The organism is Actinomadura parmotrematis (assembly GCF_019458805.1).
Lineage (GTDB): Bacteria > Actinomycetota > Actinomycetes > Streptosporangiales > Streptosporangiaceae > Spirillospora > Spirillospora parmotrematis.
Genome location: NZ_JAIBOA010000012.1, coordinates 186,771 through 211,881, shown reverse-complemented (window position 1 = coordinate 211,881; position 25,111 = coordinate 186,771). Strand labels below are relative to the sequence as shown.

The following is a 25,111-nucleotide window of genomic DNA, read 5'->3' as shown; positions in this document are numbered from 1 at the left end:
TGCGGCGTGTTGGCCTCTTGAAACGTTTCAAGAGGCCAACACGCCGCAACTCGACGAGGAGGGACCGGGGGGTCAGGACGGGTCGGGCGGGGGCGGGAGGGCGATCTGGATCTGGGTGGTGACGCCGGCGGCGACGAAGAGGCCGCGGCCGGTGGGGCCGCCCGGGGCGGCGTTGCGCGGCAGGCGGAGGCCGAAGAGGTCGCCGTCGTCGGGGGACTCGATCGACAGCAGCACCCCCGACCGCGACCGCCGCGTGTCGGACATGAAGCCGCGGTAGCCGCGCCCCAGGTCCTCGGTGGTGCCGCCGAGGACGACGCCGTGCTCGCCGTCGCGGGCGGTGCGGAGGACGTCGCGCAGGGCGTCGTCGAGTTCGGTCTCGTCGAGGAGTTCGGCGTCGTCGACGACGACGACGTAGCGGTGCTCGTCGCCGATGAGGGCGTCCAGGTCCTCGGACGCGGCGTCCGAGCCGAGGACGCCGAGGACGCCCGGCCGCCCCGCGAGCTGCCGGAGCGGCGACCGGCGCGGGCAGATCAGGACGACCGGGACGAGCCCGCCCCCGGAGGCGGGGTCGAGCAGCGAGCAGACGATCGTCCAGAGCGCCGTCGAGCGCCCGGACCGGGGCGGGCCCGCGACGATGAAGCCGGGCCCGTCGTTGAGCAGGTCGATCCCGACGGGCGCGAGGGTGTCGCCGCCGACGCCGGTGAGCGCCCAGAGCGGGGACGGGGCGGTGAAGTCGGGGTCGAGCGCCATCGCCTCCCGGTAGGTGACGCGGACGGGCAGCTCGTCCACGTGCAGGGGGCGCTGCCGGGCCGGCACCCGGCCGTAGCGGGACGCGCAGGCCCGCGCGATCTCCTGGAGCGCCGCGACCTGCGCCGTTCCGGACGGTTCGTCGCCGAGCAGCCCGATCTGCGACTCGCGCGGCGGCATGCCCGGCGCGACGACCTCCAGCGCGCGCCCCGGCGGCATCGCGGCCGGGACCTGCTTGTCCTGCAGCCCCGCGTACCCGTAGTCGTTGGGGTCGGCCATCCGCAGGACGAGCCGCCGGTCGAACACCGTCGACACCTGCCCGCTCAGCCCGGACCGGTCGCCGGTGAACACCGCGCGCAGCCCGACGGCGGCGCCCTCGCGCAGCAGCCGGAGGACGGTGTCGACGAGCCGCCCGTAGTCGTAGTGCTCGAACGCGCCGAGGAACCCCTCCCAGCGGTCGAGGAGCAGCACCATCCAGGGGAGGCGGTCGGTGGCGGCGACGGCGGCGCGCTGCTCGGCGAGCGAGGCGAAGCCGGCGCCCGCGAGGAGCTGCTGGCGGCGCGACACCTCCGCCGACAGCGCCGCGAGGAGCCGCTCGCAGCGGTCGGGCTGGTCGCGGGTGACGACGGCGCCGGTGTGCGGCAGCGACACGAGCGGCAGCAGCGCGCTCGCGCCGCAGTCGATGGCGTACAGGTGCGCGTCGTAGGGGGAGCAGCCGCCCGCGAGGGCGCCGGCGATGCTGCGGAGCGCCGTCGAGCGGCCCGACTGCGCCGACCCCGCCACGTACAGGTGCCCGGACGTCGCGAGGTCCAGCGCGAGCGGTTCGCGGGACTGGACGGCCGGCAGGTCGGTGATCCCGAACGCGATCGGCGGGACGTCGACGACCGAGCCGCCCGCCGCGGTGCGCGGCGCGAGCCGGATCCGCTCGGGCAGCGGCGTCAGCCACGGCGACGGCTGCCGGCCGATCCCGGCGCGCCGGGCGGCCTCGGCGACGGCGGCGACGAGGTCGGCGAGGTCGGTCACGGCCGCGGCCGCGTCGTCGGCGGCCTCGCGCGGCGCGGGGACGGGCCGGCCGAGGCCCTGCCACGGCAGCGCCGCCACGCTCGTGGAGGCGCCCGCGGCGCCGGGCCGCCGCCCGCCGATCCGTGCGGACTGGACGGCCTGCGGCGCGCCCGCGCCCGACCGGACGTAGCAGCGGCCCGGCGTCGCCTTGGGGATCTGCGCGGCGTCGGGCGCGTCCAGGACGTCGGTGGACTCGTCGGGGTCGGTGACGCGCAGCGCGATCCGCAGGTTGGTGTTGGCGCGGATGTCGGCGGTGACGACGCCCGCCGGGCGCTGCGTGGCGAGCAGCAGGTGAACGCCGAGGGACCGGCCGCGCCGCCCGATGTCGACGAGCCCGGTGACGAAGTCGGGCAGCTCGGCGACCATCGCGGCGAACTCGTCGATGACGAGCAGCAGCCGCGGCACCGTCGCGAGGTCGGGACGGGACGCGCGCAGCTCGTTGTAGTCGTCGAGGTCCTTGGCGCCGGCGGCGAACAGCAGTTCCTCGCGGCGCCGCAACTCGGCCGCCAGTGACTCTAGGGCGCGCTCGGTGGCGTGCCCGTCGAGGTCGGTGACCATGCCGACGGTGTGGGGCAAGCGCGCGCAGTCGGCGAACGCGGCGCCGCCCTTGTAGTCGATGAGGACGAACGTCAGCTCGTCGGGGCGGTTCGCGACGGCCAGCGAGGCGATGAGCGTCTGGAGCAGCTCGGACTTGCCGGCGCCGGTCGTGCCGGCGATGAGGCCGTGCGGGCCGTCGGCGGCGAGGTCGACGGTGAAGGTCCCGTCGGCGCCGACGCCGATCGGGACGCGGGTCGCGCGGCCGCCCGTCGCCTCCCAGGAGCGCAGCACGTGCTCGGCGGTCGGGTCGGTCATGCCGAGCAGTTCCAGCAGCCGGGCCTCCCCGGGAATGCCTTCGGCGGCGTCCTCGCGGGACACGTCGCGGACGGGCGCGAGCGCCCGCGCGACGCGGTCCGCCCACGCCGCCGACACCTCGTCGGCGAGCAGCACCGCCGCGCCGTCCAGGCCGTGGCCGCGCAGGCGGGCGCCGAGGGCGCCGACGCTGACGACGGCGGCGCACTCCTCGGGGAGCAGCTTCTCCTCGTCGTCGATGCAGACGGCGTGGATGCCGAACTCCGGGCCGCGCGACAGCAGCATCGGCATGCCCGGGACGCGCCGCAGCGTCCGCGCCCCGTCCAGGACGATCAGCACGTTGCGGGGGGCGTGCTCGGCGGGCCGGTCCCGGCCGAAGAAGCCCTGCTCGGCCTGCGCGGCGCGGCGCCGCTCGGTGAGCCGGATGGCGAGCTCGGTGACGCGGTGCGCGACGGACTCGGCGTCGGCGCCGACGAGGGCGCTGCACTCCTCGCCCTCGCGCGGCGCGCAGTGCGGCAGCCACCGCACCCAGTTCCAGTCCTCGCCCGCCGCCCGGTCGGCCGACAGCACCACGATCGACAGGTCGCGGGGGCTGTGCAGCACCGCCGACTGCGCGACGATCCACCGCGCCAGGCCCCGCGCCGACGCGCGCGGGCCGGTGACGCCGAGGACGCCGAGGTCGGCGAGCGGCAGCGCGACCGGCACCAGCCGCGACACCGGCGGCGCGACGGGCGGCGGCGCGTCCGCGGGCGACCCGTCGGGCGGGGTGTTGCCGACCAGCTCCACCTGCGACGGCAGGTCGGCGAGGCCGAGCCGGACGTGCAGGGCGTCGGGGTCGCCGGTCCGCCGCTCCCAGAGGCGGCGGCGCGGGCCGGTCGCGGTGAGCAGGACCTCGGCGGGGTCGGGGTGGACGCCGCGCCGCTCGTCCTCGTCGGCGCGCCGCAGCCGCTCCAGCTCGCCGCCGAACCGGGCCGTCCGCTCCTGGTACTCCTTCAGCGCCTTGCGGTGGGACTTGCGGCCGTGCAGCCGGTCGCCGATCCACTCGCCGACCGTCATCACCGGCCAGGCGAGCGCGAACAGCGCCCACCACCACTGGCCCAGCACGAACGCCATGACCAGCCCGAACGCCGAGAACAGCAGCGCCCCGAACAGCCGCAGCCGCTCGCGGGCGTCGCGCACCGGCCGCTTGGGGACGGTGAGGCGGCGCGGCCGGTGCGCGGGCCGCAGGCGCGGCGGCCGGTTGAACGCGAGGCCGCCGTCCGGCAGCGGCTCCAGGTGGGTGTCGGGCGGCACGGACGCGGCGAGCATCAGCACCCCGGACCCGGCGGCGAGCGGCACGCCCGGCCGCCACGCCGCGGGCTCCTCCAGCGGGACGCCGTCCAGCAGCGCCGTCACGCCCGGCTCGGGCGCGACCCGGACGCCCTCGCGGGTGACGGTGAGGGCGAGCGCGGCGGCGGGCAGCGCCGCGTCCGCCACGACGATGTCGACGCCGGGGCCCGCGCCGACCGTGGTGCGGCCGATGCCGAGCCGGTGCACCGGCCCGGCCGCCGGGCCGCCCACGACGCGGACCTCCACCAGCCCGGACGGCTCGGCCTGCACGGTCGCGGCGGCGGTCGCCCGGTCGAGCGCGACGCGGGCGCCGTCGCGCAGCTCGCGCGCGGCGGGCGCGCGCGGATCGAGCATCCGGCCGTCCAGCCACAGCGAGCACTTGTGATCGACAATGGCCGGTGCGGGCGCGCCGACCGGAACCCTGGACGCGTCCGAACCGCGGAAGAGCGTTCGCGCGACCTCGCCGACCGTTGTTTCGGAATCGACCTCGATCACCATGTCGCGGGGGCCCTCACCGGTCAGGACCGTGCACGAGATCCGCATTAAGGTTCCTCCATCGCGCGGCGCGGCGTCCGGCCACGGCGCAGCCCGTCCGGCAAGCCTAGAAGATGACGCGCCGCCGCCTCAGCCGGAGCGCGGGCCCGCCGCCGCGGAAACGGTGACCGAGAACACCGTTGACCATTCCCGGCTTGTCAGTATTTTGCGTGACTCTTCGTCAAAACGTGTGCGATCAGTTAATTCCCCGCTCGTTCTGACACAGGGAGTCACGCTACGGCCTCAACCCGCCGAATCCATTGACGCGGCGTTCGGGTCCCGGCGAGCATGGAGCGCTCGGTGGTGCCGGGCCCCCGCCGGGAGCGGGGCCCGGAAGGCGGGAAGGGACGCGTGGGCAAGGCGATGAAGTCCAACCACTCGGCCGCCTCCGGCGGCGTCTCCGGCGGGGTCGCCACGACACCGCCGGCGGGCGCGGGCCCCGGACTCGGCCGGTCGGGGCTCGGCGCGGCGGGCGGGCAGCGGCTGCCGGCGGCGCCCCGCGAGCGCAAGCCCGCCCTCGCCGCCCTCGCCGTCCTGCTGATCCTCGGCGGCGCCCTCGCCAGCGCCTACCTGGTGATGGCGAGCGGCCAGCGGGTGTCGGCCATCGTGATCGCCGAGCCGGTCGCGGCCGGGCAGCGGATCCCGGCGGGCGCGCTCCGCGAGGCGCAGATCGGCGACACCGGCATCCAGTTCCTCAACTGGTCCGAGCACGCCAAGGTCACCGGCACCTACGCCGCCGTCCCGCTCGTCAAGGGCACCCTGCTGACCAACGCGATGCTGAGCCGCGACACCGCGCCCGCGCGCGGGCGGCTCGTCGTCGGGCTGTCGCTGAAGCCCGGCCAGTTCCCGGCGGGCGGCCTCGCCAACGGGCGCCGCGTCGGCCTGTACGCGGTCGGCGGCGGGAGCGGCGGCAGCGGGCCGAAGGCCGGGACGGTGCTGTCGGGCGACGCCATCATCGTGAACGTGGCGCGCGGCGGCGGCGACCGGCTGCGCTCCGACGCGACCTCGATCGACGTCGCCGTGCTGCCCGCCGACGCCCCCGCGCTCGCGCAGGCCGCGTCCGCGCAGGCCGTCGCGGTGGCGCTGGTCCCCGAGGGCAGCCGCGTCGCGCCCGGCGGCGGGACGGGCGGCGCGGGCGGCGGCGGGACCGGCGGCGGGGACGGCGGCGCCGCGACGCCGCCCGCCACCACGCAGACCCCGGCGCCCGGCGGGGGCTGACGGTGGCCCTCATCGCGCTCGCGGCGGACAAGGGGGCGCCCGGCGTCACCACCACCGCCGTCGCCCTCGGCGCCGTCTGGCCGCGGCCCGTCCTCGTCGCCGAATGCGACCAGGCGGGCGGCGACCTCGTCTACCGGCTGCCCGCCGCGCCGCCCGAGGGGCAGAGCGGCGGCGGCATGCTGAACCCCTCGCGCGGCCTGCTCAGCCTCGCCGCGACGGCCCGCCGCGGGCTGCGGCCCGAGCAGGTCGCCGAGCACTGCCAGCGCCTCGTCGGCGGCCTGGACGTGCTGGTCGGCATCACCAGCGCCGAGCAGGCGCAGGGCATGACGTGGCTGTGGGGGCCGCTCGGCCGCGCGTTCGCCGGCCTCGGCCAGGTGGACGTCCTCGCCGACTGCGGCCGCCTCGGCGCCGGCACCCCGCTGCTGGACCTCATGCGCGAGGCCGACCTCGTCGTCCTCGTCACCCGCGCCACCCTGGAGCAGGTCGCGCACCTGCGCGAGCGCGTCGCCGCGCTCAGCGAGGGGCTGCGCGGCGGCCCGCCGATCGCCGTCCTCGTCCTCGCCGACCCGCGCGACTTCCGCGCCTCGGTCGCCGAGGTCGACCGCATCATCACCCGCCGCGACGGCGCCGGCCACCCCGTCGGCGTCCTCGGCGGCCTCGCCCTGGACCCCAAGGGCGCCGACCTTTTGTCCGGCCAGTGGGGCGGCCGCCTCGACCGCTCGCTGCTGGTCCGCTCGGCCCGCGAGGTCGCCGCCGGCCTCACCGCCCGCGCCGACCGGCTGCGCGGCGAGCGCGCCGGCGCCGGCCCCGCCGAGCCCCCGCCCGTCCCGCTGCTGGAGGAAGGGAGGCTGTAGGTGGACCACGGCCTGGTCAAGCGGCTCCGCCAGGAGGTCGGCGACCGCCTCGCCCAGCAGCGCCGCCTCGACGCCGCGAGCGGCCTCGCCCCCATGTCGGGCGAGGACGAGCGGCAGTTCGCGCGCGCCCTCATCGGGCAGGTGCTGGAGGAGTTCGCCCGCGGCGAGATCACCTCCGGGCGCCGCCCGCCGAACGCCGAGGAGGAGGAGGCGCTCGCCGCGGGCGTGCACGCCGCCCTGTTCGGCGTCGGCCGGCTCCAGCCGCTGCTGGAGGACCCCGAGATCGAGAACATCGACATCAACGGCTGCGACCGCGTGTTCCTCGGCTACGCCGACGGCCGCGAGGTGCTGGCGGAGCCGGTCGCCGAGAGCGACGAGGAGCTCGTCGAGCTCATCCAGATCCTCGCCGCCTACAGCGGCCTGTCGTCGCGGCCGTTCGACACCGCCAACCCGCAGCTGGACCTGCGGCTGCCCGACGGGTCGCGGCTGTCGGCCGTCATGGACGTCACCGTGCGGCCCGCGCTGTCGATCCGCCGCGCCCGCCTCGGCAAGGTGTTCCTGTCCGACCTCGTCGGCACCGGCACCTTCAGCGAGGACGTCGGCCGGTTCCTGCGCGCCGCCGTGCACGCCCGCAAGAACATCATGTTCGCCGGCGCCACCAACGCGGGCAAGACGACGCTGCTCCGCGCCGTCGCCAACGAGATCCCCGCGCACGAGCGCCTCATCACCGTCGAGCGCGCCCTGGAGCTCGGCCTCGACGCGTTCCCCGAGCTGCACCCCAACTGCATCGCGTTCGAGCAGCGGCTGCCGAACTCCGAGGGGCAGGGCGCCATCTCCATGGCCGAGCTGGTGCGCCGCTCGCTCCGCATGAACCCCTCGCGCGTCATCGTCGGCGAGGTCCTCGGCGACGAGATCGTCACCATGCTGAACGCGATGACGCAGGGCAACGACGGGTCGCTGTCGACGATCCACGCGAACTCCTCGATGGAGGTGTTCAACCGCATCGCCACCTACGCGATCCAGTCCGAGGAGCGGCTCCCCACCGAGGCCACCCACATGCTGATCGCGGGCGCCATCGACTTCGTCGTGTTCATCGAGAAGCGCAACGACTACGCGCGCGGCGGGCGGCTCCGCCGCTACGTCGCCAGCGTCCGCGAGGTCACCGGCTGCGACGGGCGCGTCCTGTCGTCGGAGGTGTTCGCGCTGGACCCGGCGCGCGGCGCCGCCGTCCCCGCCGCGCCGATCGCCTGCGCCGACGAGCTCGCCGAGTTCGGCTACGACACCTCCCTCGGCGGTGCGTGGTGACCGCCCCCGACGTCCTGCTCGCCATCATCACCGGCGCGCTCGCCGGCGGCGGCCTGGTGCTGCTGATCGCGGCGCTGCGCGGGATGCCGGTCCGCGCGGCGCGCAAACCCGCGCGGAGCCGCGAGGAGCTGCTGCGGACGGTCAGCACCCGCGCCGCCGTCGCCGTCGTCGCGGCCGTCGCGGTCCTGGTGACGACGCGCTGGGTCGTCGCGGCCGCCGGCACCGGCGTCCTCGTCCTCGGCTGGAACGGCCTGGCGGGCGGCGCCCGAGAGGAGCGCGTCGCGATGGCGCGGCTGGAGGGCCTCGCCGCCTGGACCGAGTCACTGCGCGACACCATCGCGGGCGCCGTCGGCCTGGAGCAGGCCATCCCGTCCTCGCTGCGCGCCGCCGCGCCCGCCCTCCAGCGGCCCCTCCGCGACCTCGTCGACCGCCTCCACACCCGCGTCCCCATGCCCGACGCGCTCCGCCGCTTCGCCGACGACCTCGACGACCCGTCCGCCGACCTCGTCGTCGCCGCGCTCGTCCTCAACGCCAAGCTGCGCGGGCCGGGCCTCCGCGACATGCTCGGCGCGCTCGCCTCCTCGGCCCGCGCCGAGCTCGACATGCGGCGCCGGGTGGAGGCCGACCGGCGCGCGACGCGGCGCAGCGTCCGCATCGTCGTCGGGGTGTCGGTCGGCAGCGCCCTCGGCCTCGCGGTGCTCAACCACTCCTGGGTGGAGCCCTACGACGGCGTCCTCGGGCAGCTCATGCTGAGCGTCGTCATCGCCCTGTACGCGGCGGCGTTCCTCTGGCTGCGGCGGCTCGCCCGCTACGAGCTGCCGAGCCGGTTCCTCGGCGGCGGCGCGGGCCGGCCCGGCGTCCCCGAGCAGGTCCCGAGCACCGTCGCGGGCTGGCAGGGCCGGGCCGCGGCGCTGCGCGGCCGCCACACCATGGACGCCGGCGGGGGAGGCCCCCGGTGACCGGCGCGATCCTCGCGGGCGCGCTCGTCGGCGCCGGCCTGTACCTGCTGGTCCGGGCGCTGTTCCCGCGCCGCCCCGGCCTGTCGGCGCGGCTCGCCGCGTTCGACGCCGCGCGCCACCGCGACGCGGAGGAGGCCGGCGCCGAGCGGACGTTCCCGCCGCTGGAGCGGGTCGGGGTGCTGCGCGCGCGGCTCGGCCGCGAGCTGGTGCGGTTCTGCGACGCGCGGGGCTGGCGGCTGCAGTCGGTCCGCTCCGACCTCGCCGTCACCGACCGGTCGCTGGAGGCGTTCCTCGCCACCAAGTTCCTGCTGCCCGCCGCCGTCCTGGTGTTCCTGCCGCTGATCGGCATGTACCTGGAGCTGCTCGACCTCGGCGGCGGGCTGCTCGTCCCGCTGTGGGCCGGGCTGCTCCTCGCCGGCGTGTTCTTCTTCATCCCCGACCTCCAGCTCCGGCAGGAGGCCGCCTCCCGCCGGCAGGACTTCCGGCACGCCGTCGGCGCGTTCCTGGACCTGGTGTCGATGAACCTGTCGGGCGGCCGCGGCGTCCACGAGGCGCTGATGACCGCCGCGTCGGTCGGCGACGGCTGGGCCATGCAGCGGCTCCGCGACGCGCTCGGCAACGCCCGCATCGTCGGGCAGACGCCCTGGCAGGCGCTCGGCGGGCTCGGCGACGAGCTCGGCATCGCCGAGCTGACCGACCTCGCGGGCGCGCTGTCGCTCGTCGCCGACGACGGCGCGCAGATCCGCCGGTCGCTCGGGGCGCGGGCGGCGTCCATGCGCACCCGCGAGCTGTCGGAGCTGGAGGGCCGCGCCGGCGAGCGGTCCCAGTCGATGATGGTCGCGCAGCTGCTGTTCTGCGTCGCCTTCATGATCTTCCTGGCCTTTCCCGCGCTGATCAGGCTGATCGCGACCTGACCGCACCCCCGTCCCCCTCGATCAGGAGAAGCCGATGAACCCCCTCAACGACCCGGCGGTCGTCTACCTGCGGGCGCTGCTCGCCGTCCGGCTGGACCGCGCCCGCCGCGAGGACCTCAGCCGCGGCGCGTCCGCCCTGGAGTGGGCGATCATCACCGCGGTGCTGGCGGTCATCACGGTGACCATCGCCGCCATCATCAAGAAACTGATCATCGACAAGGCCAACACCATCAACACCGACACCGAGTGATGGCCGGGCGGTGGAGCGAGGACCGGGGCGCCTCGGCGCTGGAGTTCGCGCTGCTCACGCCGATCATCGTGCTGGTGCTGCTGGCCACCGTGCAGTTCGCGATGGTCTACCACGCCCGCCAGGTCGCGCTCGCCGCCGCCCAGGCCGGCGCGCGCGTCGCCCGCACCGCGCCGGCCGGCGGCGGCTGGCAGGCCGCCGCCGAGGACCGCGCCCGCCGCGACGTCGACCAGATCGGCCCGCACCTCATCGCCGGCCTGACCGTCACCTCAGGGGAGGGCGGCGACCAGCGCTGGGTCCAGGTCAGCGGCACGGCGATCCGGGTGGTGCCGTTCATGACCGTCCACGTGACGCAGCGCTCGCGCGGCCCCGTCGAGTGCTTCCGGCCCGACGTCGGCGCCGGCACCGCCTGCCAGGGGGGCGCCGGATGAGCCGCCGGACGGGCCGCCGCGGCGACCGGGGCGCCATGTCGCTGGAGATGGTGATCGCGACCCCGCTGTTCGTGATGTTCCTGCTGTTCCTGGCGGGCCTCGGCCGGCTGGTGGACGCGCGCAGCCAGGTCGAGGGCGCCGCCCGCGACGCCGTCCGCTCGGCGTCGGTGGCCCGCTCGGCGGGCGGCGCCGCCGACCTGGCCCGCGAGTCGGCCGACGACAGCCTGGCGGGCCGGTCCTGGTGCGCGGGCGGCCCGCAGGTCGCGGTGGACCTCGGCGACTGGGGGCCCGGCGGCCGCGTCGCGGTGACGATCAGCTGCGACGTGGACCTCGGCGACATGGCCCTCATCGGCCTGCCCGGCACCAAGCGCCTCACCGGCCGCGCCGTCGCGCCCGTCGACGAGTACACCTACCGCGGCGGCGGGGACGCGCCGTGACCGGGCCGCGCGACCGCCGCGACCGCGGGACGATCTCGCTGTACGTCGTGCTGTTCACGCCCGTCGTGCTGATGCTGGCGGGCCTGCTGGTGGACGGCGGCCTCGCCATCCACGCCCGCCAGCGCGCCGCCGACATGGCCGAGCAGGCCGCCCGCGCCGGCGCCAACCAGATCGACGACGCCGCCCTCCGCGAGACGGGCCGGCCGGTCATCGACCCCGGCCGCGCCGAGGCGGCGGCCTGCGACCTGCTCGCCGACTACGACACCCGCGTCAGCGGCAGCGACTGCGCCGCCACCCAGGACCGCGTCACCGTCCGCGTCCAGATCACCGTCCACCCGCAGATCCTCGGCATCATCCCCGGCCTCGGCGACTTCACCATGGCCGCCACCGCCAGCGCCGTCCCCGTCACCGGGAACTGACGTCCCCGGGCGTCACTCGTAGGTGACGCGCACCTCGGAGGTGTAACCGGGGCCGCCGTCGGCCGGAGGCCGCTCGGGCTCGCCGGGCCGGCGGACGTCGATCGCGCGGTAGGCGTAGCCGTCCTGGTCGCCGCGCTCCCAGGTGAACTCGACGGTCTCGCCGGTCGCGAGGGTCGCGTACGAGCCACCGGTGCGGACCATCGAGAAGTGCGCCCAGACGTCGCCCGGCACCCCGGGCGAGGTCAGCACGCCCCAGCCGTCCTCGTCGTGCCACTCCTTGACGGTGCCGGTGACCGGCTGGTCGCTCATGTCTCCGAACCTACCGGTAACAGGTGGGCGGGGAGGTCGGTGAGGAGGTCGATGCGGGGGACGTCGCCGGGGTCGGCGGGCCATTCGGAGGTCACGTCGGGGCCGCGGTCGAGCCAGATGCCGGTGAGGCCCGCGCGGCGGGCGGCGACGGCGTCGCCCTCCCACCAGTCGCCGACGCTGACGGCGGAGTCAGGGGCGGCGCCGAGCAGGCGGCAGGCGGCGGTGAACGCGGCCGGGTCGGGCTTCGCCGTCCCGAGGTCGGCGGGCGTGAGGACGGCCTCGAACCGGTCGCGCAGGCCGATGCGGGCGAGCTTGGCCTCCTGCTGCGCGGCGTCGCCGTTGGTGAGGACGGCGACGCGCGGCGGCGCGGGCAGCGCCCGCAGCGCGTCCAGGCAGGGGCGCGCGTCGGGGAAGGCCCGCCAGGCGGCCTCGTAATGGGGCCGGTACCGCCCGGCGAACCAGGCGTCCAGGCCCGCGTCGTCGGCCGGGACGGGCTCGCCGAGCGCGGGCAGGAAGCCGCGCAGCCGCCGGCGGCGCTGCTCGGCGAACGAGCACGCGCCGTCCAGGAACTCGCGCATGTGGCGCTCCTCCAGCTCGCGCCAGAGCAGCACCAGCGCGTCCGGATCGGGCGCGGGCACCGCCGCGTCCGCGATGAGCCGCCCCACCCCGGCGAGCATCGACGCCCGGTGGTCGAACAGCGTCCCGTCGAGGTCGAAGAGGACCAGTCCGCGAGTCACCGGCGCCCTTCCCCGCTCGAAGGGGGGGAGTGCGGTGGGGTCCTCGCCCGTGTCGGGCGGCCGGGCGCGCATGGCTTCAACGTAGCCCGGACGCGGCGGCGGGTCAGTGGTCGGCGGCGAGGAGGGCGGCGAGGCCGAGGAGGACGGCGCCGGTGCCCTGGTCGAGGCGGCGGCGGAAGGCGCGGGACGTGCGCATCGCCTTCAGGGCGCCGCCGAGCAGGCAGTAGGCGGTCGCCGCGAGCGACTCGGCGAGCAGGTAGAGGGGACCGAGCCAGGCGAACTGGAGCGGCGCCGACATGCCCGGGTCGATGAACTGCGGCAGGAACGCCGTGAAGATCAGCAGCGCCTTGGGATTGGTGATCGCGACGAGGAACTCCTTGCGCGCGAGCGGCCGCAGGCCGGGCGCGTCCGCGGGCGCGTCCTCGGCCGGGGCGTCCGGGGCGGGGCGGCGCAGGGCGTCCCAGAGCGTGCGGGCGCCGAGGTAGAGCAGGTAGGCGACGCCGAGCCACTTGATCGTGGTGAGGACCCGCTCGGAGCGGGCGAGGAGCGGCCCGAGCCCCGCCGCCACCGCGGTGATCATGATGGCGAAGGCGGCGAGGCGGCCGGCGAGCGCGCCCAGGGCGAGGCGCCGCCCGTGCCGGATCGCGTTCTGCAGGGCGAGCAGGTTGTTGGCGCCCGGCGTCAGCGCGAGCAGCAGCGAGGCGCCGAGGAACACGAGGGCGGACATGGCGGCCTCCGGGGGAGAGGGGTTCGGATCCGGGCGGGCGCGGGGATCGTAACGCCATGGGCGAGCGGGGGGCGGGGGCGGGGCGACGGTACGCCGCCGTGCTGCTGTACGAGATCACGGTGGCGGGACGCGTCGACCTGTACTGGGAGACGGTGCGGCTCGTGCGCGCCGCGTCCGAGGAAGACGCGGTGGAGCGGGCCGAGGCGGCGGGGCGCGAGGGGGAGACCGAGGGCGTCAACGGGGAGGGGGAAGCCGTCGTCTGGCGCTTCCTGGGGCTGGCCGAGGTGAAGGAGATCGACTTGGACGAGGACGGCGACGGGGATCTGCTCGACCGGTCGTTCACGCGCCTCGATCGGTACATGGAGATTTTCGGGGAGGACGGGCGGCCCTTCGGGGAGCTCGGGGAGCGCTTTTCTCGACAGCGGGACTCAACTGCGTGAACGCGATCGGCGGCGCGCGGAATGCGGGGCCGCCGAATTCGTCGCGGCGGCCCGAAAAAAGATCATGTAAGTGCAGGGTGGCACGGCCGCGGAAGAATTGCTGTGACGGCTGCGCGCCAATGAGGCGGAAGGGACGGACGGTCTCCGCCGCCGGGCCTTGACGGTGGACCGTGACAGCTTCGCAATTGGGCCGGGAGACGCCCGCCATTGCGTACGGGGCGGTCGCGTCTACGATGTCAGCCACGGCGAGTGCTCCACCGAAACAGCGACATCGGATGAACCGGCGGGGATGTGATGGCGACCCGACAGCCCGTGAAGATCAAGCACCGGCGCGGCGCGGGAGACGTGCTCGCCGGGCTGGGCGCCCTCCTCGCCCTGGCCGCGCTGCTCGTCGGAGTGCCGTACGCGCTGCTGACCCTGTTCGGTTCACCGGTCCCCGACCACCTGCCGAGCGAGGCGGAGCTGACGCAGCAGGTCGGCCCGAGCACGCTGCTGACCGTCCTCGTCGTGCTCGTCTGGCTGGCCTGGCTGCAGCTGGCACTCTGCGTGGTCGTGGAGGTGTACGCCGGGGTGCGCGGCGTCGGCGTGCCGGTGCGGGTGCCGCTCGCCGGCGGGACGCAGAGCCTCGTGCACCGCCTCGTCGTCACGGCGCTGCTGCTGTTCAGCGCGACGACGGCGGTGATGCCGGCTTTTGCCGGGAGCGGTCTGACGCGGGCGCCGGCGATGCAGCCGCAGGCGGCCGAGTTCCACCAGGCGCCCCCGGCGACCGTGCGGCAGGTCGCCGCGCACTCCGCCGCGGACCTGCCGGACGCCAAGGAGCGCACCACCAAGATCTACCGGGTGCAGCCGCCGTCCGGGCGCCACCACGAGAGCCTCTGGGAGATCGCGGAGAAGAGCCTCGGCGAGGGCCGCCGCTACAAGGAGATCTACGAGCTGAACAAGGGCCGCGTCCAGCCCGACGGCACCAAGCTGCACATCGCCAGCCTGATCCGGCCCGGCTGGGTGCTGGAGATGCCGCACGACGCCAAGGGCGCGCAGGTCATCCCCGCCGACCAGCTCGACGACTACTACCGCTACGGGCACCCGCACAGGGACACGCACCCGGAGCCGCCGGCGGAGAAGCCCGCGCCCGAGCCGCCCGCGCAGCGGCAGGCGCCGCCGAAGCAGGAGCAGCCGAAGCCGCCGCCCGCGCACGCCGCGCAGCCCGCCCCGCAGGCGCCCCGGGCGCCGGCGCCGCAGCCGTCCGCCACCCTCGGCGGCGGTGCCGACAGCGGCGGCGCGCACGTCCCCGGCAAGGAGCACGAGGCGCCCGTCAAGCTCGACATCGAGTGGCCGCACGGCCTCGCGCTCGCGTCGCTGCTCGCCGCCGGGCTGCTCGGCGCGCTCGGCCGCAGGCGCCGCACGCAGATGTGGCAGCGCGCCTTCGGCCACATGGTCCCGCCGCCCGAGGGGCGCGCCGCCGTCACCGAGCACGCCCTGCGCGTCGGCGCCGACGACGACGCGGCCCGCCTCCTCGACCTCGGCCTCCGCCAGCTGTCCAAGCAGATGGCGGCGGGCGGCCGCGCCCTGCCGACCGTCTACGGCGTGCACCTCGGCCCCGGCAGCCTCGACCTGTGGATCGCGCCCGCCGACCGCACCCCGCCGGCGCCCTGGCAGGCCCACGACGACGGGCAGGTGTGGCGCCTGGACGCGGGCGCCCTCGCCGGCCTCCAGGACGCCGACCTGTCCGACGTCCTCGCCCCCTACCCGGGCCTCGTGTCGATCGGCACGAACGAGAACGGCCGCATCCTGGTCGACCTGGAGGCCGCGCACGGCCTCATCGCGCTCGCCGGGGACGAGGCGACGCGCCGCGCCGCGCTCGCCGCCCTCGCCCTGGAGCTCGCCACCAACCGCTGGTCCGACCACATGCGGATCACCGTCGTCGGGTTCGGGCAGGAGTTCGGCGAGGGCATCACCGAGGTCGCCCCCGACCGCATCCGCGCCGTGTCGTCGCTGGACGAGGCGCTGCCGGAGCTGGAGGGCCGCGGCGAGGAGGTGCGGCAGGCGCTCGCGGCGTCCGGCGTCGACTCGGTGCTGACCGGCCGGAGCCGCGGGGTGTTCGGCGAGGCCTGGATGCCGCACTACCTGATCATGGCGGACGAGCCGACCGAGCGGGAGGCCGACCGGCTCGTCGCGCTCGCCCGCACCGGCACCCGGATGGCGGCCGGGCACCTGGTGCCCGGCGACGTGCAGGGCGCCACCTGGACGTGGGAGCTGGACGCCGAGGGGCGGCTGCGGGCCGGCGTCCTCGGGTTCGAGGTGGACGCCCAGCTCGTCACCGAGGACCAGTACCGCGGCGTGTTCGAGCTGTTCCGGCACGCCGCGTCCGCGCCCGCCGTGCCGCTGCCCGGCCACGACGGCGAGGCCGAGCCGCCGTCCGCCGAGCGGTCGGCGGCCGACATCCGGCTGCTCGGCCCGATCGAGGTCACCGCGCCGGGCCCGATGGACGAGGCGCGCCGCGAGCTGTGCACCGAGGTGCTGGTGTTCCTCGCCACGCACCCGAACGGCGTGCACCCGACGGTGCTCGGCGGCGCGGTCTGGCCGCGCGGGGTGTCGACCGGCGTGCGGGACGCGACGATCGCGCGGGTGTCGGACTGGCTCGGCCGCGACGCGCGCGGCCGCCCGAACCTGTACTACGACGACCGGGGCCGCATCCGGCTCGGCTCGGACGTGCGGGTCGACTGGGCGGTGTTCCGGTGGCTGGTGTGGCGGTCGGCGGCCGAGCCGGCGTCCGAGAGCGCCTACATGTCCTACGCCCTGGACCTCGTGCGCGGCCCGCTGCTCGCCGGGCGCCCCCGCGGCCGGTACGGGTGGCTCGCCGGGACGAGCCTGGAGTACGAGGCGGCCGCCCGCGTCGTGGACGTCGCGCACCGCCTGGTCGTGCTCCGCCTGGACGAGGGCGACCCGCGCGCGGCCGCCGGCGCCGCCCGCGCCGCGCTCCGCCTGGCGCCCGAGGACGAGGGCCTCTGGCGCGACCTGCTGCGCGCCACCGACGCGCTCGGCGACGCCGCGCAGGTGCAGGTCGTGGTGGACGAGCTGCGCGACCACCTGGCCCGCGACCCGATGATCGACCGCCTGCAGCCCGAGACCGAGTCGCTCATCGAGGACCTCGCCCCCGCCGGCGCCCGCGTCCGCGCCCACTGACCACGACCGCCCGGTCATCGCACGTCGACTTGCGGCGTGTTGGCCTGTGGGAACGCTCCCACAGGCCAACACGCCGCATCTCAACGAACGGTGACCGGGCGGTCAGCGGTAGAGGCCGGGGCCGCCGAGGGTGTGGCGGCCCGGCTGGGGCAGCACCGTCACCGAGCGGGGGCGGCCGCCGACGCGGAACCGGTGCAGCAGCCGCCCGTCGCCGGTGGACAGCGCGTACAGGGTGCCGCGCGCCGCCGACATCAGCCAGAGCAGCGACCCGTCCGCCGAGACGCCGCCGGAGGCGAGCGGCCCGCCGGGCGGCAGCGGCCAGCGGGTGACGGTCTGCGCGGCGGCGGTGTCGACGGCCGCGAGCGTCGCCGTCCCGAGGACGAACAGGCGGCGCGCGTCGCGGCTCAGCGCGAGCGCGCGGGCGCCCGCGCCGGTCGGGGTGAAGCCGGTACTGCGGAGCGCGGCCCCGTCGATCGTCCAGACCCCGCCGCGGGCGGCGTCGGCGACGAAGAACGCGGCGCCGTCGGGGGCGAGCCGCAGGTCGCCGGGGGCCGCGCCGCCGGGCAGCGGCAGCGTCCCGGTGACCCGCCGGCGCGCCGGGTCGATCCGCAGGACGCGCCCGGAACCGCAGCTGGCCAGCATGAACGCGCCGTCGGCGGAGAAGTCGGCGTGGCCGGGCGCGCACGGCAGCCGCAGCGTGCCGCGCGCCCGCAGGGTGCCGGGGGCGCGGAAGACGAGCCGCCGCCCGTCGAGGGTCATCGCCTCGCGCCCGTCGGGGGTGAAGTACAGGACGCCGCCCGCGCCGGGCCGGGCGGCGCGGCCGAGCGGGCCGGTGCGGGCGCCGGTCGTCCAGAGGCGCCGCAGGTCCCACGACTGGGTGACGCGGTCGGCGCCCGGCGCCCGGACCCGCCGGACGACGCGGCCGGTGCGGGCGTCCACGACGGCGACGGCCCCGCCGCCCGCGACGTAGAGGCGCGGCGGGCTGCGGCGCGCGGCGGGCGCCAGCATCCCCGGGCCCGTCCCGGCGTACACCGCCGTCCGGGCGTCCAGCGACGGCAGCGGGCGCGGGCCCGGCGCGACGTAGGGCGCGGGCGCGCCGAGCGCGGCGACGGGGCCGTCCGGGGCGCCCGCGCCGGGACGGTAGAACGGCACGGGCGACTCGCAGCCGAGCGCGAGCGCGCCCGCCGCCGCCACCGCGGCCAGGCGGGCGGCGCCGCGCCCTCGTCCCGTCGTCACGGGCGGGACGCTACCGGCCGATCACTCCGCGTGTCCGGGCAACCACCGGAACGGCACCGGACGGGCGGGTCAGTCGGAGGTGCCGATGCCGATGCCGAACTCGCGGTAGACGCGCTCCCAGAAGCCGTCCCGCAGCCAGCTGCGCGCCTCCTGGTAGGGCCGGAGCGAGGAGCCGAGCTCCTTCTCGGCCTCGATCAGGAGCTCCTTGTCGATGACCAGCGGCAGCATCGGGCCGGGCAGCAGGTCGCGGATGTTGTCGCGGCCCCGCTCGAAGATCCACTTCTGCGCGACGTGCTCGCCGATCTCCATCATGTGGTCGCGGTCGGGGCCGAGCCGGGCGTCGGCCGCCGCGGTGATCGACGTGGCGCCGGCCGCGGCGGCCTGCAGCGAGGCGGCGACCGTCGCGGGCGTCACCGGCGCGGGCGCCCGCACGGCGGCGGCCGCCGCCGGCACCGGCTTGGCGGCGGGCGCGCGGCCCGCGAACACCTGGGCGGGCGACGGCACCGACGCCCGGTGGTTCGCCGCCGCGGCGGCGGCCTCGCGGATGGCGGCGGCCGCGGCGGGGCTGCCCGCTGCCGGGGCAGGCAGCCCGGCGGCCTTGCTGAAGTAGGGGCGCAGGAAGTCCGACGGCAGCACCTCGACGGTGTCGGACTCCCACACCAGCCACTCGGCCTGGTTCGACCCGTGCGTCGGCTCGACGCCCCACAGGTGGACGCGCACGCCGTAGCGCTGCGCCGCCTCGACGGCGGGCAGCATGTCCTCGTCGCCGGCGAGCAGCACGGCGTCGGTGATGGCCCGGTGCCGGGCGAGCGCCTCCAGGTCGGCGCGGAGCTGGGCGTCCACGCCCTTCTGCTGGCCCTGCGCGTTCAGGTTGCCGAGCCGCAGCTTCACCAGCGGCAGGTTGGCGATGACGCGCTGGTCGACGGTCGGCTGCCGCTTCGGCGCGGCGTCGAACCAGTAGACGCGGAGCAGCTCGCCCCGGAGCTTGTCGGCCGCCTGGTCGCAGAGCGCTTTGATCAGGGGGTCGGCGGCGACCCGGTATTCGCGGCGCGAGCTGCAGTTCAGCAGCAGCGCACCGGAGGCCGCGTAGAGGTAGCCGGCGTCGACGAAGACGGCGTACCGCGCGGGCTGTGGGACGAACTCCGAGGTGGCCATGGCCTTTCACCTTATTCGTGCAAGGCCCTTTCCAGGGCGCGAACCACGGTTACATGTCCCTGAGCATGTCCCCGTGCACGCCCTGCGCACACCGCCCCCGCGAGGGGCCGTTCCGCGCCCCGCGCAGGCGTCCCGTCAGGAGGGCAGGCCGCTCGCCCGCCACGCGCCCGGCCCGGCCGGGCGGACGCCCGCCGCGGCCTGCCGCCGCAGCAGCCGCGACCGGTCGGCCCAGCGCGACGGCGGCCCGGCGACGCCGCCGTCACGGGCAGCGGCCGCCGCCTGCGCGCGCGCGGTGAGCACGGCGACCAGCGCGGCGATCTCCTCGGGGCCCGGATCGCCCCGCACGATCTGAAGGAACGGCTTGCCCTCGCTGCCCACAGCTCTCCCCTCGTCGTCCCGCCCGCCCTACAGCGGGATGTTCCCGTGCTTCTTCGGCGGCAGGGTCTGCCGCTTCTCGCGCAGCGCCCGCAGCGCCTTCACGACCTGCCCGCGCGTCTCCGACGGCTTGATCACCGCGTCGACGTAGCCGCGCTCGGCGGCGATGTAGGGGTTGGCGAGGGTGTCCTCGTACTCGGTGATCAGCTCGGCGCGGCGCGCGTCCGGGTCGTCGGAGGCGGCCAGCTCGCGCCGGTACAGGATGTTGACGGCGCCCTGCGCGCCCATCACCGCGATCTGCGCGGTCGGCCACGCCAGGTTGACGTCGGCGCCGAGGTGCTTGGACCCCATGACGTCGTAGGCGCCGCCGTAGGCCTTGCGGGTGATGACGGTGACGAGCGGGACGGTCGCCTCGGCGTAGGCGTACAGCAGCTTGGCGCCGTGCCGGATGATGCCGTTCCACTCCTGGTCGGTGCCGGGCAGGAAGCCGGGCACGTCCACGAACGTCAGCACCGGGACGTTGAAGGCGTCGCAGGTGCGGATGAAGCGGGCGGCCTTCTCCGAGGCGTCGATGTCCAGGGTGCCGGCGAACTGCATCGGCTGGTTGGCGACGACGCCGACCGAGCGGCCCTCGACCCGTCCGAACCCGACGATGATGTTGCGCGCGAACAGCTCCTGGACCTCCAGGAACTCCCCGTCGTCGAGGACGGCCTCGATGACGGTGTGCATGTCGTAGGGCTGGTTCGGCGAGTCCGGGATGAGCGTGTCCAGCTCGTCGACCGTCTCGGCCGGGTCGGCGGGGGCGTCCAGGGCGGGCGGGTCGGACAGGTTGTTGGACGGCAGGTACGACAGCAGCGCCCTGACGTACTCGATCGCGTCGGCCTCGTCGTCGCCCTGGTAGTGGGCCACGCCGGAGCGGCTGTTGTGCGCGTGGGCGCCGCCGAGCTCCTCCATGGTGACCTCCTCGCCGGTCACCGTCTTGATCACGTCGGGGCCGGTGATGAACATGTGCGAGGTCTGGTCCACCATGACGATGAAGTCGGTGAGCGCGGGCGAGTACACGTGCCCGCCGGCCGTCGCCCCCATGATCAGCGAGATCTGCGGGATGACGCCGGAGGCGTGCACGTTCCGCTTGAAGATCTCGGCGTACAGGCCGAGCGCGACCACGCCCTCCTGGATGCGCGCGCCGCCGCCCTCGTTGATGCCGACGACGGGGCAGCCGGTCTTCAGCGCCAGGTCCAGCATCTTGACGATCTTCTCGCCGTAGACCTCGCCGAGCGAGCCGCCGAACGCCATGACGTCCTGGGAGAACACGCAGACCGGGCGGCCGTCGACGGTGCCGTGGCCGATCACCACGCCGTCGCTGTAGGGCCGCTTCCTCTCCAGCCCGAACATGGTGGAGCGGTGCCGCGCGAACTCGTCGAACTCGGTGAACGAGCCCTCGTCCAGCAGCGCGTCGATCCGCTCGCGCGCGGTCATCTTGCCCTTGGCGTGCTGCTTCTCCACAGCCGCCGCCGAACCCGCGTGGACCGCCTCGTAGCGGCGGCGTTCCAGGTCCGCGATCTTCCCCGCCGTGGTGTGGACGTCGATCTTGTCGACCGGGGGTTCCGGAGCTTCCATCGCCATGCGGGCCAGGGTAACCGGCCGCTGATTCGGGCATCGGCACCGGGTACGGCGACCGGGTGCGGCGGCCGGTGTCGGGGCGCCCGGGACCCCCTCACTACGCTGGTGCCGTGGCTACGAACACGCGCGAATCCCGCCGGCAGGACCTGCCCGAACCGCTCCGCCGCGACGTCCGCCTGCTCGGCACCATGCTCGGCGACGGCCTGGTCGAGTACGGCGGCCGCGAGCTGCTGGACGACGTCGAGCGGCTGCGGCACGCCGTGATCGGCGCGCGCCGCGGCGAGGTCGACGGCGCCGACGTCACCGCCCTCGTCGACGGCTGGACGCTGGAGCGCGCCGAGCAGGTCGCCCGCGCCTTCACCGTCTACTTCCACCTGACCAACCTCGCCGAGGAGCACCACCGCATCCGCACGCTGCGCGAGCGGGACGTCCCCGGCGACGGCCCGGTGCGCGGCACGGTCGCGGCCGCCGCCGAGGAGATCCGCGCGGCGGCGGGCGAGGCCGCGCTCGCCGCGGCGATCGACGGCCTGGAGTTCCGGCCCGTCTTCACCGCGCACCCGACCGAGGCGCGGCGCCGCGCCGTCGTCACCGCCATCCAGCGGATCAGCGACCTGCTCGCCGCGCTGAACGCCGGCCCGGGGGAGAGCGAGCGCGAGGACATCGAGCGCCGCCTCCGCGAGGAGATCGACCTGCTCTGGCGGACCGCGCTGCGCCGGCACGCCCAGATGGACCCCCTCGACGAGGTCCGCACCGCGATGGCCGCGTTCGACGAGACGATCTTCCGGGTGGTGCCGCAGATCTACCGGACGCTGGACCGCGCCATCGACCCCGACGGCGTCGGCGCCCGCCCCCCGAAGGCCCGCCCCTACCTGCGGTTCGGGTCCTGGATCGGCGGCGACCGCGACGGCAACCCGTTCGTCACCGCGCAGGTCACCCGGGACGCGGTGCTGATCCAGGCCGACCACGTGCTGCGCGCCCTGCAGGCGACGTGCGCCCGCATCGGCCGCGAGCTGACCGTCCACGACACCACCACGCCCGCCTCCGCCGAGCTGCGCAACGCGCTCGCCGCCGCCCGCACCGCGCACCCGGCGCGCCTCGCCGAGATCGCCAAGCGTTCGCCGGGCGAGCCGCACCGCCAGCTCCTCATGTACGCGGCCGCGCGGATCGGCGCGACCCGCTCGCGCGACGCCGACCTGGCCTACACCTCCCCGGACGAGCTGCTCGCCGACCTGCGCGTCGTCCAGGAGTCACTGGCGGCCGCCGGCGCGGCCCGGCAGGCGTACGGGCGCGTCCAGCACCTCATCTGGCAGGTGGAGACGTTCGGGTTCCACCTCGCCGAGCTGGAGATCCGCCAGCACTCCGAGCTGCACGCGCAGGCCCTCGCCGAGGTCCGCGCGGGCGGCGAGCGCGGCGAGATGACCGAGGAGATCATCGACACGCTGCGGGTCGTCGCCTGGATCCAGCAGCGGTTCGGGGAGCGGGCCGCGCGCCGCTACATCGTGTCGTTCACCCGGTCCGCCGAGGACATGGCGAACGTCTACGAGCTGGCCGCCTCGCTCGGCGACCGTGCGCCCGTCCTCGACGTCATCCCGCTGTTCGAGACCGGCGAGGACCTGGAGAACGCCGTCAACGTCCTCGACGGCATGCTGGAGATCCCCGCTGTACAGGAGCGGCTCGCCGCGACCGGGCGGCGCATGGAGGTCATGCTCGGCTACAGCGACTCGGCCAAGCAGCTCGGCCCGACCAGCGCCACCCTGCGCCTCTACGACACCCAGGAGGCCCTCGCGGCGTGGGCCGAGCGCAACGGCGTCACGCTGACGCTGTTCCACGGCCGCGGCGGGTCGCTCGGCCGCGGCGGCGGCCCGGCCGGGCGCGCCATCCTCGCGCAGGCGCCGGGGTCGGTCGCCGGCCGGTTCAAGGTCACCGAGCAGGGCGAGGTCATCTTCGCCCGCTACGGCCACCCGCAGATCGCCCGCCGCCACGTCGAGCAGGTCACCAACGCGGTGCTGCTCGCCTCCACCGCCGCCGTCGAGGACCGGGCGCGCGCCGCCGCCGACCGGTTCCGCCCCCTCGCCGACAAGATCAGCGACGCGGCCCGCACCGCGTTCCGGTCGCTGATCGAGGCGGACGGGTTCGCCGAGTGGTTCGGCCGGGTGAGCCCGCTCGGCGAGATCGGCGAGCTGCGCATCGGGTCGCGCCCGGCGCGCCGCAAGGCCGCCCGCGGCCTGGAGGACCTGCGCGCCATCCCGTGGGTGTTCGCCTGGACGCAGACCCGCGTCAACCTGCCCGGCTGGTACGGGCTCGGCAGCGGCCTCGCGGCCGTGTCCGGCGACGGCGCCGACCTCGCCGAGCTGCAGGAGGCGTACGAGGCGTGGCCGCTGTTCCAGTCGCTGCTGGACAACGCCGAGATGAGCCTCGCCAAGTCCGACCGCGCGATCGCCGAGCGCTACCTCGCCCTCGGCGACCGGCCCGAGCTCGCCGAGACCGTCCTCGCCGAGTACGACCGGACCCGCGCGCTCGTCCTCGCCGTCACCGGCCACGAGCGGCTGCTGGAGAACCGCAAGGTCCTCTCCCGCGCCGTCGAGCTGCGCAACCCGTACGTGGACGCGCTCTCGCACCTGCAGCTCCGCGCCCTCACCGCGCTCCGTGCGGGCGTCGCGGACGAGGCCGAGCGCAAGCGCCTGGAGGACCTCCTGCTCCTGTCGGTGAACGGCGTCGCCGCCGGGCTCCAGAACACCGGCTGATGGAGTCCCCGATCCGGCCCGCGGTCGCCGCCGACCGCGGGCCGGTGCAGGACATCGTCGACGCCGCCTACGCGCCCTGGGCGGAGCTGATCGGCATCCGCCCGCTCCCCATGGAGGCCGACTACGGCGCGCTCATCGCCGCCGGGCGCGTCTTCGTCACCGGAGCGCCCGCCGCGCTGATCGTCCTCGTGCCGGAGGACGGGGCACTGCTGGTGGAGAACGTCGCCGTCGCGCCCGCCGCGCAGGGGCGCGGCCTCGGGCGGAGGCTGCTGGCGTTCGCCGAGGAGCGCGCCCGCGCCCTCGGCCTGCCGTCCCTGCGGCTCTACACCAACGCCCTCATGACGTCGAACATCGCGCTCTACGAGCGGCTCGGCTACCGCGAGACCCGCCGCGACGACATCGGCGGCCGCCACGTCGTCCACATGGCCAAACAGCTACCCCCACCCCATGACCGGGTGGTCGGGTGAGAAAGGGGTGTCAGGACGGCCAGCGGGGCTTGCGCTTCTCGGCGAAGGCGGCGATGCCCTCGCGGCGGTCGGCGGAGAACGCGACGGTCCGCCAGGCGTTGTCCTCGATGTCGAGGCCGGCGGCCAAGGGGACGCCGGCGCCGAGGCGGAGCGCGCGCTTGGCGGCGCGGACGGCGGTGGGGGAGTTGCCGGCGATCGTCGCGGCGATCGTCAGGGCCTCCTCGCGGACGGTCCCGGCGGGCACCCGCCGGTCCACCAGGCCGTAGGCGACGGCCTCCTCGACGCCGATGCGGCGGCCCGTCAGCACCAGGTCGGCGGCGCGGCCGGGGCCGAGGCGGCGCAGCGCGAGCTGGGTGCCGCCGCCGCCCGGCACCAGGCCGACGCCGACTTCGGGCAGCCCGAACACCGCGCTCTCGTCGGCGACGACCAGGTCGCACGACAGCGCGAACTCGCAGCCGCCGCCGAGCGCGTACCCGTGGACGGCCGCGACGACCGGCTGCGGCAGGTCCAGCACCCCGCCGAACGCCGCCCGGAACACCGGCCGCTGCGCGAGCAGGTCGGCGTCGCTCATGGAGTTGCGCTCCTTGAGGTCGGCGCCGACGCAGAACGCCTTGGCGCCCGCCGCCGACAGCACGACCGCGCGCACCCCGGCGTCCGCGGCGACCTCGGCGCACACGGCCGCGAGCCGCCGCGCCATGGCCGTGGACAGCGCGTTCAGCGCCTCCGCCCGGTCCAGAACGATCTCGGCCACATGCCCGTCGCGCCGCAGCGTCACACCATCCATGCGCCGCACTCTAACGACCGCCCCCG

General features: G+C 76.1%; 22 protein-coding genes. 13 read left to right on the top strand and 9 right to left on the bottom strand.

The features are described from left to right. Positions 1-72: 72 nt before the first annotated feature. Positions 73-4,530, bottom strand: coding sequence for an FtsK/SpoIIIE domain-containing protein (locus tag K1Y72_RS20165; RefSeq protein WP_220167935.1), 4,458 nt, complete (start codon positions 4,528-4,530; stop codon positions 73-75). Positions 4,531-4,872: 342 nt separating this feature from the next. On the opposite strand from K1Y72_RS20165, the gene K1Y72_RS20160 reads away from it, so the two are divergent. From K1Y72_RS20160 to K1Y72_RS20120, 9 genes are read left to right on the top strand one after another with little or no spacing between them, the layout of a single operon-like run. After that, the gene (locus K1Y72_RS20160; protein ID WP_220167934.1) at positions 4,873-5,739 is read left to right on the top strand and encodes a hypothetical protein; all 867 of its coding nucleotides are present in this window, start codon (positions 4,873-4,875) and stop codon (positions 5,737-5,739) included. Positions 5,740-5,741: 2 nt separating this feature from the next. After that, positions 5,742-6,593, top strand: coding sequence for a CpaE/TadZ family protein (locus K1Y72_RS20155; protein WP_258572920.1), 852 nt, complete (start codon positions 5,742-5,744; stop codon positions 6,591-6,593). Then, entirely contained in the window at positions 6,594-7,898 is a 1,305-nt protein-coding gene (locus tag K1Y72_RS20150; protein WP_220167933.1) for a TadA family conjugal transfer-associated ATPase, read from the top strand. Continuing rightward, positions 7,895-8,857, top strand: a complete 963-nt coding sequence (locus tag K1Y72_RS20145) for a type II secretion system F family protein (protein WP_220167932.1) — start codon at positions 7,895-7,897, stop codon at positions 8,855-8,857. The genes K1Y72_RS20150 and K1Y72_RS20145 overlap by 4 nt, the downstream gene beginning before the upstream one ends. Beyond that, positions 8,854-9,771, top strand: coding sequence for a type II secretion system F family protein (locus K1Y72_RS20140; RefSeq protein ID WP_220167931.1), 918 nt, complete (start codon positions 8,854-8,856; stop codon positions 9,769-9,771). Before K1Y72_RS20145 ends, K1Y72_RS20140 begins: the two co-directional genes overlap by 4 nt. A 34-nt stretch (positions 9,772-9,805) precedes the next feature. Further along, on the top strand, positions 9,806-10,021 hold the full coding sequence (locus K1Y72_RS20135) for a hypothetical protein (RefSeq protein WP_220167930.1): 216 nt from the start codon (positions 9,806-9,808) through the stop codon (positions 10,019-10,021). Next, positions 10,021-10,449 (top strand): TadE family protein, encoded by a 429-nt coding sequence (locus K1Y72_RS20130; RefSeq protein WP_220167982.1) that lies wholly within the window; start codon positions 10,021-10,023, stop codon positions 10,447-10,449. The genes K1Y72_RS20135 and K1Y72_RS20130 overlap by 1 nt, the downstream gene beginning before the upstream one ends. After that, complete coding sequence (locus K1Y72_RS20125; protein ID WP_258572918.1) at positions 10,446-10,886, top strand: TadE family protein; 441 nt, start codon at positions 10,446-10,448, stop codon at positions 10,884-10,886. Before K1Y72_RS20130 ends, K1Y72_RS20125 begins: the two co-directional genes overlap by 4 nt. After that, positions 10,883-11,305 carry a TadE/TadG family type IV pilus assembly protein gene (locus tag K1Y72_RS20120; RefSeq protein ID WP_308287156.1) on the top strand — a complete coding sequence of 141 codons (423 nt, stop codon included), beginning with the start codon at positions 10,883-10,885 and terminating at the stop codon, positions 11,303-11,305. The genes K1Y72_RS20125 and K1Y72_RS20120 overlap by 4 nt, the downstream gene beginning before the upstream one ends. Before the next feature lie 12 nt (positions 11,306-11,317). On the opposite strand, the gene K1Y72_RS20115 is transcribed toward K1Y72_RS20120, so the two are convergent. The 3 genes from K1Y72_RS20115 to K1Y72_RS20105 form a co-directional block, all read right to left on the bottom strand. Then, positions 11,318-11,614, bottom strand: a complete 297-nt coding sequence (locus tag K1Y72_RS20115) for a cold-shock protein (RefSeq protein WP_220167929.1) — start codon at positions 11,612-11,614, stop codon at positions 11,318-11,320. After that, positions 11,611-12,351, bottom strand: coding sequence for an HAD family hydrolase (locus K1Y72_RS20110; protein ID WP_220167928.1), 741 nt, complete (start codon positions 12,349-12,351; stop codon positions 11,611-11,613). The genes K1Y72_RS20115 and K1Y72_RS20110 overlap by 4 nt, the downstream gene beginning before the upstream one ends. A gap of 103 nt (positions 12,352-12,454) precedes the next feature. Continuing rightward, positions 12,455-13,078 carry a LysE family translocator gene (locus tag K1Y72_RS20105; protein WP_220167927.1) on the bottom strand — a complete coding sequence of 208 codons (624 nt, stop codon included), beginning with the start codon at positions 13,076-13,078 and terminating at the stop codon, positions 12,455-12,457. Positions 13,079-13,176: 98 nt separating this feature from the next. Here K1Y72_RS20105 and K1Y72_RS20100 point away from each other — a divergent pair, with 98 nt between their 5' ends. Then, positions 13,177-13,518, top strand: a complete 342-nt coding sequence (locus tag K1Y72_RS20100) for a DUF4288 domain-containing protein (RefSeq protein ID WP_220167926.1) — start codon at positions 13,177-13,179, stop codon at positions 13,516-13,518. A 294-nt stretch (positions 13,519-13,812) separates the two neighbouring features. After that, entirely contained in the window at positions 13,813-16,701 is a 2,889-nt protein-coding gene (locus tag K1Y72_RS20095; RefSeq protein WP_220167925.1) for a BTAD domain-containing putative transcriptional regulator, read from the top strand. Positions 16,702-16,803: 102 nt separating this feature from the next. On the opposite strand, the gene K1Y72_RS20090 is transcribed toward K1Y72_RS20095, so the two are convergent. From K1Y72_RS20090 to K1Y72_RS20075, 4 genes are all read right to left on the bottom strand, one after another. Then, entirely contained in the window at positions 16,804-17,937 is a 1,134-nt protein-coding gene (locus tag K1Y72_RS20090) for a YncE family protein (protein ID WP_220167924.1), read from the bottom strand. A 69-nt stretch (positions 17,938-18,006) separates the two neighbouring features. Then, positions 18,007-19,092 (bottom strand): NYN domain-containing protein, encoded by a 1,086-nt coding sequence (locus K1Y72_RS20085; RefSeq protein WP_220167923.1) that lies wholly within the window; start codon positions 19,090-19,092, stop codon positions 18,007-18,009. Between the two features lie 135 nt (positions 19,093-19,227). After that, positions 19,228-19,470 carry an acyl-CoA carboxylase subunit epsilon gene (locus K1Y72_RS20080; protein ID WP_220167922.1) on the bottom strand — a complete coding sequence of 81 codons (243 nt, stop codon included), beginning with the start codon at positions 19,468-19,470 and terminating at the stop codon, positions 19,228-19,230. Positions 19,471-19,497: 27 nt separating this feature from the next. Further along, complete coding sequence (locus K1Y72_RS20075) at positions 19,498-21,093, bottom strand: acyl-CoA carboxylase subunit beta (protein WP_220167921.1); 1,596 nt, start codon at positions 21,091-21,093, stop codon at positions 19,498-19,500. 107 nt (positions 21,094-21,200) lie between these two features. On the opposite strand from K1Y72_RS20075, the gene K1Y72_RS20070 reads away from it, so the two are divergent. Then, positions 21,201-23,834: a phosphoenolpyruvate carboxylase gene (locus K1Y72_RS20070; protein ID WP_220167920.1), complete on the top strand. Its 2,634-nt coding sequence runs from the start codon at positions 21,201-21,203 to the stop codon at positions 23,832-23,834. Continuing rightward, entirely contained in the window at positions 23,834-24,301 is a 468-nt protein-coding gene (locus tag K1Y72_RS20065) for a GNAT family N-acetyltransferase (RefSeq protein WP_220167919.1), read from the top strand. The genes K1Y72_RS20070 and K1Y72_RS20065 overlap by 1 nt, the downstream gene beginning before the upstream one ends. Positions 24,302-24,311: 10 nt before the next feature. Here K1Y72_RS20065 and K1Y72_RS20060 read toward each other — a convergent pair whose 3' ends face one another. Beyond that, a complete protein-coding gene (locus tag K1Y72_RS20060; protein ID WP_258572913.1) occupies positions 24,312-25,085 on the bottom strand; it encodes an enoyl-CoA hydratase/isomerase family protein in 774 nt (257 codons plus the stop codon). Between the last annotated feature and the right edge of the window lie 26 nt (positions 25,086-25,111).

Coding starts and splice junctions, on each gene's coding strand:
- K1Y72_RS20135 (WP_220167930.1), top strand. CDS start 9,806: ATGAACCCCCTCAACGACCCGGCGGTCGTCTACCTGCGGGCGCTGCTC.
- K1Y72_RS20130 (WP_220167982.1), top strand. CDS start 10,021: ATGGCCGGGCGGTGGAGCGAGGACCGGGGCGCCTCGGCGCTGGAGTTC.
- K1Y72_RS20085 (WP_220167923.1), bottom strand. CDS start 19,092: ATGGCCACCTCGGAGTTCGTCCCACAGCCCGCGCGGTACGCCGTCTTC.
- K1Y72_RS20075 (WP_220167921.1), bottom strand. CDS start 21,093: ATGGCGATGGAAGCTCCGGAACCCCCGGTCGACAAGATCGACGTCCAC.
- K1Y72_RS20125 (WP_258572918.1), top strand. CDS start 10,446: ATGAGCCGCCGGACGGGCCGCCGCGGCGACCGGGGCGCCATGTCGCTG.
- K1Y72_RS20095 (WP_220167925.1), top strand. CDS start 13,813: ATGGCGACCCGACAGCCCGTGAAGATCAAGCACCGGCGCGGCGCGGGA.
- K1Y72_RS20060 (WP_258572913.1), bottom strand. CDS start 25,085: ATGGATGGTGTGACGCTGCGGCGCGACGGGCATGTGGCCGAGATCGTT.
- K1Y72_RS20065 (WP_220167919.1), top strand. CDS start 23,834: ATGGAGTCCCCGATCCGGCCCGCGGTCGCCGCCGACCGCGGGCCGGTG.
- K1Y72_RS20115 (WP_220167929.1), bottom strand. CDS start 11,614: ATGAGCGACCAGCCGGTCACCGGCACCGTCAAGGAGTGGCACGACGAG.
- K1Y72_RS20165 (WP_220167935.1), bottom strand. CDS start 4,530: ATGCGGATCTCGTGCACGGTCCTGACCGGTGAGGGCCCCCGCGACATG.
- K1Y72_RS20105 (WP_220167927.1), bottom strand. CDS start 13,078: ATGTCCGCCCTCGTGTTCCTCGGCGCCTCGCTGCTGCTCGCGCTGACG.